Consider the following 14,394-nt stretch of genomic DNA (forward strand, 5'->3'; position numbering starts at 1 on the left):
CACTTTCAAGGGCATCGTCACCCCGGACGTCTTCCGAAGTCCAGCGTGCGGCTACGGGAGAAGCTGGAGACCCCGGTCATTCCGTCACGGCACCGTCGACCCCGGAACACGTCCGGGGTGACGAGGTAGAACAGAACGTCCGGTCGATCCCGACTGTCGACGGCACGTCGGTTCGGAGGTGCTGGAGTGTGGTTCGTTTATCGGCGCCGGCATCCAGCGCCGCTTGTGCTCCCGCGAAGGTGCGGGCCCGGCACTGCGTCCTCGTTTTTGCGGGGATACATGGTCGCGGCGAGGAAGAGGAACCGGCATTCACCGGTTGCCCCTTCCTCGTCCGCCGCCGCCTACGCCGGGCTGCCGATCAGAAGGTCGTAGCGATCGGCGTTCATCACCTTCGTCCATGCCTTGACGAAGTGCTTGACGAACATCTCCTGTGCATCCGCGCACGCATACACTTCCGCGATCGCGCGCAATTGCGAGTTGGAGCCGAACACCAGATCGGTGCGCGACGCGGTCCAGCGCTGTTCGTGCGTGTGGCGATCGGTGCCGACGAATTCCTCGTCGCTGTCGTCACTGACCTGCTTCCATGCGGTACCCATATCGAGCAGGTTGACGAAGAAGTCGTTGGTCAGCTGGCCCGGACGGTCGGTGAAGACGCCGTGCTGCTTTGCCTTGGCATGGTTCGCGCCGAGGACGCGCAGGCCGCCGACCAGCACCGTCATGTCGGGCGCCGACAGGCCGAGCAGCTGGGCGCGATCGACCAGCAGTTCCTCGGTGGGCACGTTGAACCGGACTTGCAGATAGTTGCGGAAACCGTCGGCCTTCGGTTCGAGCACGTCGAAGCTTTCGGTTTCGGTCTGCGCCTCGCTGGCATCGGTGCGGCCGGGTTCGAACGGCACGTCGACCATGTGACCCGCCGCCTTCGCCGCCGCCTCGATCCCAACCGAGCCGCCGAGCACGATCAGGTCGGCGATCGACACCTTCTTCGCACCCTGCCGGTCGAAGTCGGCCTTGATGCCCTCATAGACCGCCAGCACGCGGGCAAGCTGTTCGGGCTGGTTGACCTCCCAGTCCTTTTGCGGCGCGAAGCGGATGCGTGCGCCATTGGCACCGCCGCGATGATCCGACCCGCGCCACGTCGAGGCGGATGCCCATGCGGTGGTGACCAGTTCCTCGACCGACAGTCCGGCGTTCGCAATGGCGGTCTTCAGGCCTGCGATGTCGCCGGCCTCGATCTGCGGATAGTCGGCGATCGGGATCGGGTCCTGCCAGATCAGCTCTTCCTGCGGGACTTCCGGGCCGATCAGGCGGATCTTCGGACCCATGTCGCGGTGGGTCAGCTTGTACCACGCACGCGCCCAGGCATCGGCAAAATAAGCGGGATCGGCGCGGAATTTCTGGCAAATCGCGTTGTACGCCGGATCGACCTTCAGCGCCATGTCGGCGGTGGTCATCATCGTCGGCACGCGCTTGCCGGCCGTATGTGCGGCGGGTGCGAGCGTGTCGTCGGGATTGCCGACCGGCTGCCACTGGTGTGCGCCCGCCGGGCTCTTCACCAGCTCGTATTCGTGGTCGAACAGCATGTCGAAATAGGTCATGTCCCATGTCGTCGGCGTCGGCGTCCACGCGCCTTCGATGCCGGAGGTGATCGTGTGATCGCCCATCCCGCTCTCATGCGTCGAGGTCCAGCCGAGGCCCTGCGACGCGATGTCCGAACCCTCCGGTTCCTTGCCGACCAGCGACGGGTCGCCTGCGCCGTGCGCCTTGCCGAAGGTATGGCCGCCGGCGGTGAGCGCGACGGTTTCCTCGTCGTTCATGCCCATGCGCGCGAAGGTTTCCTTCATGTCGCGCGCCGAGCCCTGCGGATGCGGACAGCCACCGGGACCTTCGGGGTTCACGTAGATGAGGCCGTGCTGGATCGCGGCGAGCGGGCTTTCGAGCGCGAGGCCGGCTTCCTCGTCGATGCGGGTCTGGCCGAGCCATTCCTCCTCGGTGCCCCAGTACACGTCCTTCTCGGGCTCGAACACGTCCTCGCGCCCGCCGGAGAAGCCGAACGTCGGTCCACCCATCGATTCGATCGCCACGTTGCCGGCGAGGATGAACAGGTCCGCCCAGCTGAGCTTGCGGCCGTATTTCTGCTTGATCGGCCACAGCAGGCGGCGCGCCTTGTCGAGGTTGCCGTTGTCCGGCCAGCTGTTGAGGGGGGCGAAGCGCTGCTGGCCCGCCGACGAGCCGCCGCGGCCGTCGCCGGTGCGATAGGTGCCGGCCGAGTGCCACGCCATGCGGATGAAGAACGGGCCATAATGTCCGTAATCCGCCGGCCACCACGGCTGGCTGTCGGTCATCAGCGCGGTCAGGTCGGCCTTGAGCTGGTCGTAGTCGAGCGTCAGGAATTCGGAGCGATAATCGAAGTCGTCGCCCATCGGGTTGCCGCTGACGCCCTTCTGATGAAGGATTTCGATCGACAGCGATTCGGGCCACCAATCCTTGGCGGTGCGGCCGAGCAGACGGCGCATTGCGGCCGGCTGTTTGTTGGGATCGTTGATCGGGCTGCCTTGGGTAATCGCGTCCATGTCGCTCTCTCCTCGCGTTGCCGCAGCGGTCGGTCATGCCGACGCCGTGTTGCAGGAAAGCTACTCCAGCCGGACTGATCGAGGAAACGCGAAATGACGAACGTGGTGATCGGATGCGACGATCAGCGTTTGGTTTGCGACCGTTGGACGACGACCTGGCTGCGCAGCGCGGCGGCGTTGCTGTCGAGGAACGATCGTTCCGAATCGGTCAGGCCGTTCTGTGCGTACATGCCGGCGCGCAGGTCGATGTTCCCGGCGGTGCGGCGGAGATTCTTCGCCTCGCGTCTGGACAACTGGCCGGTCTCGCGGCCGTTGCGGATGTCCTGCCGTATTCGGTTGACCTGGCGTTCGACCGATGGGCCGGCGGGCGTGCTGGAGATGGTGCTCCATGCCTGTGCGGTGGCGGGTGTGGGGAGGGCGATCACCAACATAGCGATCGCACTCATCCAGCCCCTTTCGACGCGATGCGCCTTTTTCCCTCTCCCGGTGGAAGAGGGAAGAGACGGCGAAGCCGGCGGCAGGGTGAGGTTGGGGCGAGGCATCGGCATCGGTTGTCCTCCGTTGTGACGATAGAATGCCCTACCCGGATGAACCCGTGATGGACGTCAGGCGTCCTCGACCTCGCGTGCTACCGGCGGGTGCAGGCGCAGCCGGTGGATGCGGCGTTCGTCCGAATCGAGCACCTCCAGTTTCCAGCCGCTGGGGTGATCGACGCATTCGCCGCGTGCGGGAACATGGCCCGCGAGGACTGCCGCGAGGCCGCCTAGCGTGTCGACGTCGTGTTCGGTTTCACCCAGCCGCGGGTCGATCAGCTTTGCGGCATCCTCAAGCTCCGCGCGGGCGTCGGCCTCCCAAGCGCCGCCGTCGATCGGCACCAGCAACGCCTCGGGCGCCTCGTCGTGCTCGTCCTCGATCTCGCCGACGATCTCCTCGATCAGATCCTCGATCGTGACGAGGCCTTCGGTCCCGGAATATTCGTCGAGCACGACCGCCAGATGGACGTGGCTCGCGCGCATGTCGGCGAGCAGGTCGAGCGCGCCGCGTGACATCGGAACGTACAGCGGGTCCCGAATCAGGCCGGACAGATCCGCCGGATGCTCCGCTCCGGTCGCCAGAATGTTGAAGACGTCCTTGATGTGCACCATGCCGATGATCGTATCCAGCGCGCCGCGATAGACGGGCAGGCGGCTGTGGCCGGCCTCGGCGAAGATCTGGACGAGGTGGGCGAACGTGGTTCCTTCCTCCACCGCGATGATGTCCGCACGGGGTACGCCGACGTCGCCGGCGTCGCGTTCGCCGAAGTGCAGCAGGTTGCGCACCATCTGCCGTTCGAGCGGGGTCAGGTCGCCCTTGGCATCGGGCGCGGGATCGTCCTCGTGCCGGTCGATCGCGTCCTCCAGCTGGTCGCGGAGGGATTCTTCCTGCGCGCCGCCGAAGATCAGATGCTTCAGCCCGCGCCAGATGTTGGATTCGCTGGAGTCGCCGTTGCCGGCGCTACTTCGGTCGTCTGCCATGGCGGCCGTGTCAGTCCTCTCGTACAGAATAGGGGTCCGCGATGCCGAGGCTGGCGAGCGCCTGACGCTCGATCTCCTCCATGCTGTCGGCTTCCTCGTCCCCCATGTGGTCATAGCCTAGCAGATGCAGCGTGCCATGCACCAGCAGATGCGTGGCGTGTTCGGCGACGTCGACACCCTTTTCCATCGCCTCGCGCACGCAGACGCCATGGGCCAGGACGATGTCGCCGAGCAGCAGTTCGCCATCATCGCTGTTCTGGCTGACGGTGGCGAGCAGATCGGCCTGCACCATCGGGAAGGACAGGACGTTGGTGGGCTTGTCCTTCTGCCGGTATTGCGCGTTGAGCTGGTGCACCTCGTCGTCCGACGTCAGGCGGATGCTGATCTCGACCGCGGCGGCGGTGGTGATGAGTTCGCCGTGCGGCGTCCGCTCGATCGCGGCGCGCGCGGCGCGGGCGGCGAGGGCGTCCCAGTCGGTGTCGGCCGGCCACGGGTCTTCGCGGGTGAGTTCGATGTGGATCATGCGAGGTCCGTCTGCGAGAAATCGTCGCCCTTGTAGAGCAGGTGAGCATCGCTGGCCTTGGCGCAGGCATAGGCGAAGCAATCGCCCATGTTGAGCCCGGCGGGGTGGACGCCCTTGCCGTAGCGGGCTGCCGCCATGATGGCCTCTTCGCTTTCAGGCGCACCGATGGCGGCCAGGCGAAGGCCCGCTTCCTGGACGAAATTCGTCACCGTTGCGTAAGCCTCCATCAGGCCGATCCCGCGTAGCTTGGCGATCGCGCGTGTCGCTTCCCACGCACCTATCGCGCAATAACACCGGTCGTTGTGCCGCTCGATCGCGTCGGCGAAAGCATCTGCTTCCGGTTCACCATAAACGATCGCAACGATCGCCGATGCATCGACGAAGATGGTCAATCGTCGTCTTCGTCGTTCAGCGAATCGTAGAACGCCTTGTCCGCCTTGAATCCTGTCGGTTCGCCCGGAAGATGCGCCGCGCGCCATGCCGCCATGCGTTCGCGCAATGGCACCGTTGCCTCCTGGCGAGCAAGTTCGCGCTCCAGCGCCCGCTTGACCGCCGCCGTTTTGGAGATGCCGAAACGACGGGCGAGCCGAGTGGCCAGCGCATTCGCTTCTTCGTCCTTTACGTACAACGATGCCATGATCCGCCTCGTCAATATCCCTGCAACGTATTTGGGATATACCTGATCGTCAAGCATTGGGTCCTTCGTACGCCTCGACGATCCGCCCGACGATCGGATGACGCACCACGTCGGCGGTGGTGAAGCGGGTCATCGAAATGCCCTCCACGCCTTCCAGCCGCACGGTCGCGTCGGCGAGGCCAGATGCGCCGACACCGCCGGGCAGATCCGTCTGGTTCGGATCGCCGCAGATCACCATCCGGCTGTTCTGACCGAAACGGGTGAGGAACATCTTCATCTGCGCCGGCGTGGTGTTCTGCGCCTCGTCGAGGATCACGAACGCGTCCGCCAGCGTCCGGCCGCGCATGAAGGCGATGGGTGCGATCTCGATCTCGCCGCTGGCGATGCGGCGTTCGACCTGTTCGGCGGGCAGACAGTCGTGGAGCGCGTCGTACAGCGGCCGCAGGTACGGATCGACCTTGTCCTTCATATCGCCGGGCAGGAAGCCCAGCTTCTCGCCGGCCTCCACCGCCGGGCGGGACAGGATCAGCCGCTGGACACTGCCGGTGATCAGCTGCGACACCGCCTGCGCGACGGCGATATAGGTCTTGCCCGTACCTGCCGGCCCGAGCGCGAAGATCATGTCGTTGGTGGCGAGTTCGCGCATGTAATGCGCCTGCGCCGGGGTGCGTGGCACGATCGTCTTCTTGCGCGTGCGGATCATGACCGAGGGCATGCCGCCGTGTTCGGTGCTGACGATCCCGGCGAGCGTCGGTTCGGACGCCATGGCGATCGATGCATCGACGAGGCCGGTGTCGATGTCCTCACCGCGCTGCATGCGGTGGTAGAGGTCCTGCAACACGTCGCGGGCGAGCGCGACGTTCTCGGCGGTGCCTTCCAGTCCGACGCGATTGCCGCGTGCGGTGATGTAGACGCCCAGCCGGTTTTCGAGCGCTACCAGATTCTGGTCGTATTGCCCGAACAATGTGGCGAGCAACTGGGGTTTGTCGAACAACACCTCTGCCCGGCTGCGTTCACCGGAGCGGGCGGGGACGGGCTTGCGACTCATGCGGTCCTTTCATGCCGTGATGGCATGACAGGAATGTGGGATGCGTACCCCCGAAAGGAAAGCCGCAAAACGACTGCGGTCGATCAGGCCGCGGCGCGCATGCGTTCCGCGCCCGCCATCGATACCGGACCTGCCGACAGCAGTTCCACCGTGACCAGATCGCCGATCACCGCATCGGTCATCAGGTGGACCGATTGCAGCCAGGGCGACTTGCCGAGCATCTGGCCGGGCAGCTTGCCGCGGCGTTCGATCAGCACGTCGCAGGTGCGGCCGACGCTTGCCTGATTGAATGCCTGCTGGTCGCGACCCAGCGCCGCCTGCAACCGCTGGAGCCGCTCGTCCATCACCTCCGCCGGCACCGCGCCGGCCATGTCGGCGGCGGGCGTGCCGGGGCGGGGGCTGTATTTGAACGAATAGGCCTGGGCATAGCCGACCGCATCGACCAGCGCGATTGTCTCTGCGAACTCCGCCTCGGTTTCGCCGGGGAAGCCGACGATGAAGTCGCCCGACAGCGCGATGTCCGGCCGCACCGCGCGCACGCGGTCGAGGAGGCGGAGGTAGCTCGCGGTGTCGTGGTTGCGGTTCATCGCCTTCAGGACGCGGTCGCTGCCCGCCTGAACCGGCAGATGGAGGAACGGCATCAGGCTCTCGACTTCACCGTGCGCCTCGATCAGTCCTTGCGCCATGTCGTTGGGATGGCTGGTGGTGTAGCGGATGCGGACGAGGCCGGGAATGCGATCGAGCACCCGGATCAGGTCGTGCAGCCCGCGACCGTCATCGGACCATGCATTGACGTTCTGGCCCAGCAGCGTGATCTCGCGCGCGCCGGCATCGACCAGCGCCTTCGCCTCGTCGACGATCGCCGCGAACGGACGACTGACCTCCGCACCGCGGGTGTAGGGGACGACGCAATAGGTGCAGAATTTGTCGCAGCCTTCCTGCACCGTCAGAAACGCGGACGGCCCGACCTTGCGGCGGGCCGGCAGGCTACCGAACTTCGACAGCAGCGGCATGTCGGTATCGAGGCTGGGGGTGCCGGACGCGGCCTGCGCGACCAGATGCGGCAGGTTGTGATAGGCCTGCGGACCGACGACGACGTCGACCTTGGCGCGGCGGACGATCTCGTCGCCCTCCGCCTGCGCGACGCAACCGGCGACGGCGATCATCGGGCCGGCGCGATCGGCGTGCCGCGCGTCCTTTCGCAACCGGCCGATATCCGAATAGACTTTTTCCGTCGCGCGTTCGCGGATGTGGCAGGTGTTGAGCACGACGAGGTCGGCGGCGCCCGCATCATCCGTTGCGGTCATGCCGTCCGCCGCCATCAATTCGGCCATGCGCTCGCCGTCGTAGACGTTCATCTGGCAGCCGAACGATTTGACGTGAAAGGTTTTCGGGCCGGTCCTGGGGGTGTCCGCAACAGTCATGCGCGGGCGCATACAGGATGCGGCGGCCGGGGACCAGCGTTCTGCCATGACCCGGCCTCATGCTTCGATCGGCCACGAAACGCATGGCCTGCCGCATCGAATCGTGGAACGATACCGCGTCGACGCAGGAGGAGCCGATGAACAGCCGGATGGTACATGGCGTGGTCCTGACGATCGCGATCGGCCTTTCCGCCGGCCTGTGGGCGCAACGCGCCCCGAAGGTGCCGACGCCTTCGGGACCCGACATCATCGTCAATGGCGGAACACCGCGCATGATCGCAGGATTGTGGACGTTCCAGTCGGGAATGCGCGTCACCGAAGCGCAGCCGGGACAGCGGATGGCGTCGCCGCCGCGGCTCGGCACCACCTGGACCCGCTGTATCGGCGATGGCGACACGGCTGCGATCGTCGATCAATTGATTGGCGCGGAGGCGATGTTCGATGGCGCGCAGAGCTGTTCGCGCTTCGGCCTGTCGATCACCAGCAATCGGGTCAGCGGCAGCCGCCATTGCAGCCACATGGGCACATGGGGACTCATTTCGGACGACACGCGCCTGAATGCCCGGATCGCCGAGACGACGCTGGCGGCGCGATATCGCCAGAAGGCGAGTTTTCAGGGCGAAACCCTGTCGAGCGCGCGCTGGGCGGTAGAGGGCAGGCGGGTCGGCGATTGTCCGGGTGCCACTTTGGCCGCGCCGGCATCCCGGCAGGACGGCATTCCGACCGGCCCGCTGCCGAGCGAACCCGATCACCAGCCCGCGGCCGAATTCTCCACGATTGAGCCCGCAAAGGCACCGCCACCGGCGCCTTCCGTCGCGGCCGAACAGGCAGACGACATCGTCGTGATCGCCCGCAAACTGCGCAAATTGCGGCTACACTACGCGAGCACCGGACGGGCTTTGCGGTGGTGTCACACCGATATTTCCAGCGGCGATCCGCGGCTCGACCGGATCGGCTGCGCGATGGTGCGGGCATGCGTCCACGATGGTCATGACGAACCCACGGCGGCGCTGGCCTGCGTCAATCGCCGCGTCGATCTGCTCGTTCCGGTCGCGGCCCATGGCACCGAGTGACACGACCCGCGCTTCCCGCTCGCCAAGCCGGCGAAATCCTGTACCGTCATCGGCATGACGACATATCGCCCGATCGCTTTTGCCCTGCTGGCCGCTGCCGGTTGCGGTATCCTGCCCGCCGCCGCGCAGGACGCGCCGCGCGAACCGCGCCGCACGCGCGTCACGCTGGGGCCGCAACTGGTCCCGAGCTATCCCGGATCCGATTCGCTCGGCCTGCGTCCGTTCGTCGACGTATCGCGGACCAGCGGCGACACGCCTTTCGCGTTCGAGGCGCCCGATGAAAGCGCCGGCTTCCCGGTGATCCGCGATGGCCGCTTCCAGTTCGGTCCCGCGATCGGTTTCGAAGGGAAGCGACGCAGCCGCGACGTGGGCGGTGCGTTGCCCAAGGTCGGCTTTACCGTCGAACTGGGCGGCTTCGCGCAATATGCGGTGACCGACGCCGTCCGTCTGCGGGCGGAAGTGCGTCAGGGGATCGGTGGCCACAAGGGTCTGATCGGTGTGGTCGGCGGCGACTATATCGCCCGCGATGGCGACCGTTGGCTGTTCTCGATCGGGCCGCGGGTCACCGTGTCGAACGGCCGCTACAATCGCGCCTATTTCGGAATCGCGCCCGTCGACGCGGTGCGTTCGGGCCTGCCGGCGTTCCGTGCGGGCAGCGGTATACAGGCGGTCGGGGCGACGGCCGGGCTGCTGCGCCAGCTCACGCCGCGCTGGGGCGCATATGGCTATGCCAAATACGACCGGCTGGTGGACGACGCTGGCCGATCGCCGGTGGTGCGTGCGTTCGGATCGCGCAACCAGCTGTCGGGCGGCGTGGCGCTGACCTATACTTTCGGTGCCGGGGTCGACTGAGCGTTCTCGATCGCGGCGCGTGCTTGTGACGCGATCGCCTTGCGATTGCCGGCTTCGGCCGGATCGAACGGGGCGAGCGCGTGCAGCGTCACCGCGAACGTTCCGCGCCGCCGCAGTACCCGCAGCGCATGCGACTGCCCCGGCTCGTCGCCCACCCAGGCGAGATCGTCCGTCGCCGTACCATAATCGACGCGCATCGGCTGCACCCGCACGCCCGCCGGCGGCGGATCGAGCGCGGCCAATAGCGCCGCCTTGAACGGCAGCAGGGTGACGCCGTCGCCGGTGGTGCCTTCGGGAAAGATGGTCACTGCCCGGCCCGCGCCCAACGCCTCGCGCAGGCGGGCGATCTGCGCGGATACCTGCAACCGGTCGTCCCGACTGACGAAAATCGTACGGTTCAGCGTGCACAGCCAGCCGACCAGCGGCACATGCCGCAATTCGCCCTTGGCGACGAAGCTACTGCCGGTCGCCCCCGCAATCGCCAGGATGTCGATCCAGCTCAGGTGATTGGCGAGGAATACGACATCGCGGCGCAACGGCACGCCGATCACCCGCACCTGCGCGCCGACGATCCGCGCCACCAGCCCGAGAAACAATCGTGGCCACGGCGATTGCAGGCGCAGCAGCCGCCACAGCCCATGCATGCAAAGCGCCCCGAGCAACGCCAGCACCAGCGCCAGCAGCCGGGCAGCAAGCCGCAGGTTCGCCATCAATCCGACGCCACCCGCGCGCGGATCACTGCTTGCGGTCGAGGCTGACGCCGTACAGCTCCATGCGGTGATCGACGAGGCGGAAGCCCAGCTTTTCCGCGATCGCTTTTTGCAGTTGCTCCAGTTCCGGATCGACGAACTCGATCACCTTGCCGGTCTCTACGTCGATCAGGTGATCGTGATGCGCCTCCGGCGAGGGTTCGTAGCGGGCGCGACCGTCGCCGAAATCGTGGCGGTCGAGGATTCCCGCCTCTTCGAACAGCCGCACCGTGCGATAGACGGTGGCGATCGAGATACCCGGATCGATCGCCGAGGCGCGCTCATAGACCTTCTCGACATCGGGATGGTCTTCGGCTTCGGACAGCACGCGTGCGATGACGCGACGCTGCTCGGTGATGCGCAGGCCCTTCTGGTTGCAGAGGGCTTCGAGATCGATCTTGCGGGGCATCCGCATGATGTAGTGCAGGAGGCTTGTTGCGAAAAGCGAAACCGACTCGCAACAAGCGCTAAACGGCGCGGCGATAGGTATGGGCGTCGAACACCTGTCCGGTCTTGCCGCGATAATAGCCCCGCCGCTCGCCCACCTTGGCGAAGCCCTGCGCGACGTACAGCTTCATCGCCTCGTTGCCCGCACGCACCTCAAGATGCAGATCGACGATGCCGCCCGCCTGCGCTTCGGCGATGACCGCGCGCAACAGCGCGGTGGCGATGCCGCGGCGACGGCATGCGGGATCGACCGCCAGCAACAACAGTTCCGCTTCGTCCGCGACGCTGCGTACCATCGCGAAGCCCGCGGCCCGGTCGTCGACGAACGCCAGCGTCAGGCGCACGCCGGGCATTGCGAGCACGCCCATGCACTGGTTGCGCGTCCACGCCTCGCCGTACCGCGGGTCGAACGCGGCGACCATCAGCGTATCGACGATGGCGGCGTCGCGCGCATCGCCGGTACGCAGCAGGACCTGACGCGTCGCCATCAGGCCACAACGCCGGCAGCGGTCGGCTTGCCGCCGGGCAGCTTCGCATCGGGTGCGCGACCATAGAGCGGACGGGGCGGCAGCGTGGCCAGCGCATCCGGTAGCAGCAAAGCGTCGGCAGCGTTCGGCAGGGCCGGCGTACCGGCAAGGTCGGGCGCGACCTGTTGCAGCCAGCGGACGCCGTTACCCACCGGATGACGCCCGGCGAGCGCTTCGATCGCGGCCTCCGGCTTGCGCGAGGCCAGCGTGTCGAGCGGGACGGCGCCGGGGGCGAAGGCTTGCATGAACACCTCGCCATGCCCGCCTTCCAGCATGACGGCGATATCACGGCCCTCTCCGGCGGCGAAGGCGGCGGCGGCGATCAGCGAGAGGCTGGAATAGCCATGCACGTCCGCGTCCCAGCCAAGGGCGAGGCCACGGGCAGCGGCGATACCGACGCGCAGGCCGGTGAAGCTGCCCGGGCCGACATCGACCAGAATATGCGCGGCGCGACCGCCATCGGGCAGATCCGCGATCATCGGCAGCAATTGTTCGGCATGACCCCGACCGACTTCGCGGTGCGCGGCGGCGATGACCACGCCCCCCTCGATCAGCGCGACCGAGCAAGCGGCGGTCGCGGTATCGATCACGAGCGTGCGGGGGGAAGGGTTGTCGGTCATAGACTTGGCTGGCACCCGCTTTGCGACAGGCGGCGAGGGGACACAAGCGGGTGATGTGCGATCGCGCAGCGGGCGACGCCGCGCGTCACCCCGGAACCCATCCGGAGTGACGGGGAACCGTCAGGCGATCGTATTGAACTTCGCAAACGACGGCCGGGGCAGGCGATCGTACACGCTCGCCGGGTCACCATAGCCCAGCGTCGAGATGAAGTTGGTCCGCACCCCCGGCCGGTCGGCAAGGAACGCCTTGTCGACGGCGCCCTGATCGAAGCCGGACATCGGGCCGGTATCCAGCCCGAGTGCGCGCGCGGCGATGATGAAATAGGCACCCTGCAGAGTCGAATTGCGGAATGCCGATGCTTCACGCAATTCGGTATTGCCGTCGAACCATGCCTTGGCATCGGTATGCGGAAACAGCTCTGGCAGATGCTCGTGAAACTCGACGTCCATCGCGATGATGACGCTGACCGGCGCCTTCAGGATCTTGGGCTGGTTCTGCGCCGACGTACAGGCGGCGAGCTTCGCCTTCGCCTCTTCGCTGACGCACCAGATCAGCCGTGCTGGCAGCTGGTTCGCCGATGTCGGCCCCCATTTCATCAGGTCCCAGATCGCGTGCAGCTGTTCCTCCGCCACCGGGCGGTCGGTATAGCCGTTATAGCTGCGCGCGGTGCGGAAGATGCGATCGAGCGCTTCGTCGTTCAACACATCCGGCATCAGACGGCCCTCACTTCGGTGACTTCGGGGACATAGTATTTCAGTAGCTGCTCGATGCCGCTCTTCAGCGTCGCGCTCGACGACGGGCAGCCGGCACACGCGCCCTGCATCCGCAGGAACACCTTGCCCTTGTCGAAGCCGCGATAGACGATATCGCCGCCGTCGTTCGCCACCGCCGGGCGCACGCGCGTGTCGATCAATTCGCGGATCTGGGCGATGATCTCGGCGTCTGCGGGATCGTCGGTAGTGACCTCCTCTTCCGCGCCCGGCACGCTGAAGCCGGCGCTGCCCTGACGGAACAGCGGCATGTTTGCAGCGAAATGGTCGAGGAGGATGGCGAGCACGTCGGGTTTCAGGCTGTGCCATTCGACGCCCGGCGCGGCGGTGACCGACACGAAGTCCCGGCCGAAGAACACGCCGGTCACGTCGCCGAGCGCGAACAGCATCTCGGCGAGCGGACTCGCGTCTGCTTCCTCCGGCGTCGCGAAATCGCGCGTCCCGGCGTCCATGACGATCCGGCCCGGCAAGAACTTGAGGGTCGCCGGATTGGGGGTGGTTTCGGTCTCGATCAGCATGCCTGCCATGTGGACCGTGGCGACCGGTGGATCAAGCGCCGACCGGGAAAGGGATTGTTTCCGGGTGCAACCCATTCCTCCCTCCGGCGGGTGAGGAATGAAGGGGGTTAGGCCTCCAGCCCTTTCACCGCCGCATTCCAGCTGGCGATATTCTCGCGCGCTTCCTGTACGAACGCCGACCTCCGCACGAACCCCAGAAAGAAATCCGCGAACCATTTGCCCGGATTGCGCAACGGTCGCTCGAACTGCACCAGCAACACCACGCGCGTGCCCGCGGTGTCGTTCCACACCTCGTGATCATAGGTGTCGTCGAAGACGAGCGTCTCGCCCTCCGCCCAGCGGACGACGCGATCGGCTACCCGCATCCGGACGTCGCCGTCGCGCGGCACGATCAGGCCCAGGTGACAGGTGATGAGCCCCTTGGTCACGCCGCGGTGTGCCGGGATGTGCGTGCCGGGCGCGAGGATCGAGAAGAATGCGCTGTTGAGTCCCGGAATACGCTCGACCAGCGCCTGCGTCCGCGGGCAGCGGGCCAGGTTGTCGTCGATCGGATAGCCGTAGCCCCACAGGAAGAACGAGCGCCACTTGCCGACCTCGGCGATCGAGCGGTGGTCGGGCGAGATCGTGGCAAGGCTGGGGGCCGCCTCGCCACGGGTCACGGCGATCGCCTCGTCGCGGATGTCCTCCCATGCTTCGCGGAGCAGCGCGGTCCAGGCGAAGTCGCGGACGTCGAGTACCGGATCGTTGGCGACCAGCGACGACGACGCGATCAGCCGGTCGAAAGCGCCGCGCAAATGCTTGCCGATCCGGATGATGAGTGGACGGCCACGCTCCGCCGCCATCGGCGCGGACGACGCGCCGGACACCACGGCGTGATCCGGTACCATGCGGGCGGGGCAGGGCGCCTCGCCCGATTGCCGCCACATTGCGGGGGCCGCTTGCTTCGTTCCGACCGTCATCACACGCACCATCACCGAGTCGAGCCGAAACCATGCGTCCGGCCATGTTCTGGATCGGTCAGCTAAGCGCCGGCTGGGGCAAAATGATGACCGAAACGGGGGGATTGGGGCGATCCGTTGCCGCGATCACGGGCATCGTGACAGGGATCGGGTGGCGGCGGC

At 66.6% G+C, this 14,394-nt stretch carries 17 protein-coding genes; 2 read left to right on the forward strand and 15 right to left on the reverse strand.

Features of this window, described 5'->3' with window-relative positions:
• Positions 1-341: 341 nt before the first annotated feature.
• The 8 genes from katG to miaB form a co-directional block, all read right to left on the reverse strand.
• Positions 342-2,570: a catalase/peroxidase HPI gene (katG, locus tag LRA87_RS04590; RefSeq protein ID WP_230629570.1), complete on the reverse strand. Its 2,229-nt coding sequence runs from the start codon at positions 2,568-2,570 to the stop codon at positions 342-344.
• Positions 2,571-2,692: 122 nt separating this feature from the next.
• A complete protein-coding gene (locus tag LRA87_RS04595; protein WP_230629571.1) occupies positions 2,693-3,016 on the reverse strand; it encodes a hypothetical protein in 324 nt (107 codons plus the stop codon).
• A gap of 159 nt (positions 3,017-3,175) precedes the next feature.
• Positions 3,176-4,084 carry a hemolysin family protein gene (locus LRA87_RS04600; RefSeq protein WP_230629572.1) on the reverse strand — a complete coding sequence of 303 codons (909 nt, stop codon included), beginning with the start codon at positions 4,082-4,084 and terminating at the stop codon, positions 3,176-3,178.
• Between the two features lie 10 nt (positions 4,085-4,094).
• Positions 4,095-4,607 carry an rRNA maturation RNase YbeY gene (gene ybeY, locus LRA87_RS04605; protein ID WP_230629573.1) on the reverse strand — a complete coding sequence of 171 codons (513 nt, stop codon included), beginning with the start codon at positions 4,605-4,607 and terminating at the stop codon, positions 4,095-4,097.
• Positions 4,604-4,999, reverse strand: a complete 396-nt coding sequence (locus LRA87_RS04610) for a type II toxin-antitoxin system VapC family toxin (protein WP_230629574.1) — start codon at positions 4,997-4,999, stop codon at positions 4,604-4,606. Before LRA87_RS04610 ends, ybeY begins: the two co-directional genes overlap by 4 nt.
• Positions 4,996-5,244, reverse strand: coding sequence for a type II toxin-antitoxin system VapB family antitoxin (locus LRA87_RS04615; RefSeq protein ID WP_230629575.1), 249 nt, complete (start codon positions 5,242-5,244; stop codon positions 4,996-4,998). Before LRA87_RS04615 ends, LRA87_RS04610 begins: the two co-directional genes overlap by 4 nt.
• A 49-nt stretch (positions 5,245-5,293) precedes the next feature.
• Positions 5,294-6,292: a PhoH family protein gene (locus LRA87_RS04620; RefSeq protein ID WP_230629576.1), complete on the reverse strand. Its 999-nt coding sequence runs from the start codon at positions 6,290-6,292 to the stop codon at positions 5,294-5,296.
• An 83-nt stretch (positions 6,293-6,375) separates the two neighbouring features.
• Complete coding sequence (gene miaB, locus LRA87_RS04625) at positions 6,376-7,716, reverse strand: tRNA (N6-isopentenyl adenosine(37)-C2)-methylthiotransferase MiaB (protein ID WP_268934820.1); 1,341 nt, start codon at positions 7,714-7,716, stop codon at positions 6,376-6,378.
• A gap of 83 nt (positions 7,717-7,799) precedes the next feature.
• On the opposite strand from miaB, the gene LRA87_RS04630 reads away from it, so the two are divergent.
• Positions 7,800-8,789, forward strand: coding sequence for a hypothetical protein (locus LRA87_RS04630; protein ID WP_230629577.1), 990 nt, complete (start codon positions 7,800-7,802; stop codon positions 8,787-8,789).
• Between the two features lie 54 nt (positions 8,790-8,843).
• Positions 8,844-9,641: a MipA/OmpV family protein gene (locus LRA87_RS04635; protein WP_230629578.1), complete on the forward strand. Its 798-nt coding sequence runs from the start codon at positions 8,844-8,846 to the stop codon at positions 9,639-9,641.
• Here LRA87_RS04635 and LRA87_RS04640 read toward each other — a convergent pair.
• The 7 genes from LRA87_RS04640 to LRA87_RS04670 form a co-directional block, all read right to left on the reverse strand.
• Positions 9,614-10,351 carry a lysophospholipid acyltransferase family protein gene (locus LRA87_RS04640; RefSeq protein ID WP_230629579.1) on the reverse strand — a complete coding sequence of 246 codons (738 nt, stop codon included), beginning with the start codon at positions 10,349-10,351 and terminating at the stop codon, positions 9,614-9,616. The genes LRA87_RS04635 and LRA87_RS04640 overlap by 28 nt on opposite strands.
• 25 nt (positions 10,352-10,376) lie before the next feature.
• The gene (locus tag LRA87_RS04645; RefSeq protein ID WP_230629580.1) at positions 10,377-10,799 is read right to left on the reverse strand and encodes a Fur family transcriptional regulator; all 423 of its coding nucleotides are present in this window, start codon (positions 10,797-10,799) and stop codon (positions 10,377-10,379) included.
• Positions 10,800-10,857: 58 nt separating this feature from the next.
• Entirely contained in the window at positions 10,858-11,325 is a 468-nt protein-coding gene (locus LRA87_RS04650) for a GNAT family N-acetyltransferase (protein WP_230629581.1), read from the reverse strand.
• Positions 11,325-11,984, reverse strand: coding sequence for a tRNA (adenosine(37)-N6)-threonylcarbamoyltransferase complex dimerization subunit type 1 TsaB (gene tsaB / locus LRA87_RS04655; protein ID WP_230629582.1), 660 nt, complete (start codon positions 11,982-11,984; stop codon positions 11,325-11,327). The genes LRA87_RS04650 and tsaB overlap by 1 nt, the downstream gene beginning before the upstream one ends.
• Positions 11,985-12,104: 120 nt before the next feature.
• The gene (locus LRA87_RS04660; RefSeq protein ID WP_230629583.1) at positions 12,105-12,698 is read right to left on the reverse strand and encodes a malonic semialdehyde reductase; all 594 of its coding nucleotides are present in this window, start codon (positions 12,696-12,698) and stop codon (positions 12,105-12,107) included.
• Positions 12,698-13,273: a NifU family protein gene (locus tag LRA87_RS04665; RefSeq protein ID WP_230629584.1), complete on the reverse strand. Its 576-nt coding sequence runs from the start codon at positions 13,271-13,273 to the stop codon at positions 12,698-12,700. Before LRA87_RS04665 ends, LRA87_RS04660 begins: the two co-directional genes overlap by 1 nt.
• Positions 13,274-13,380: 107 nt before the next feature.
• Entirely contained in the window at positions 13,381-14,232 is an 852-nt protein-coding gene (locus LRA87_RS04670) for an aspartyl/asparaginyl beta-hydroxylase domain-containing protein (protein WP_230629585.1), read from the reverse strand.
• Positions 14,233-14,394 lie beyond the last annotated feature (162 nt).

This window comes from Sphingomonas sp. Leaf37 (assembly GCF_920939475.1).
Classification (GTDB): Bacteria; Pseudomonadota; Alphaproteobacteria; order Sphingomonadales; family Sphingomonadaceae; genus Sphingomonas.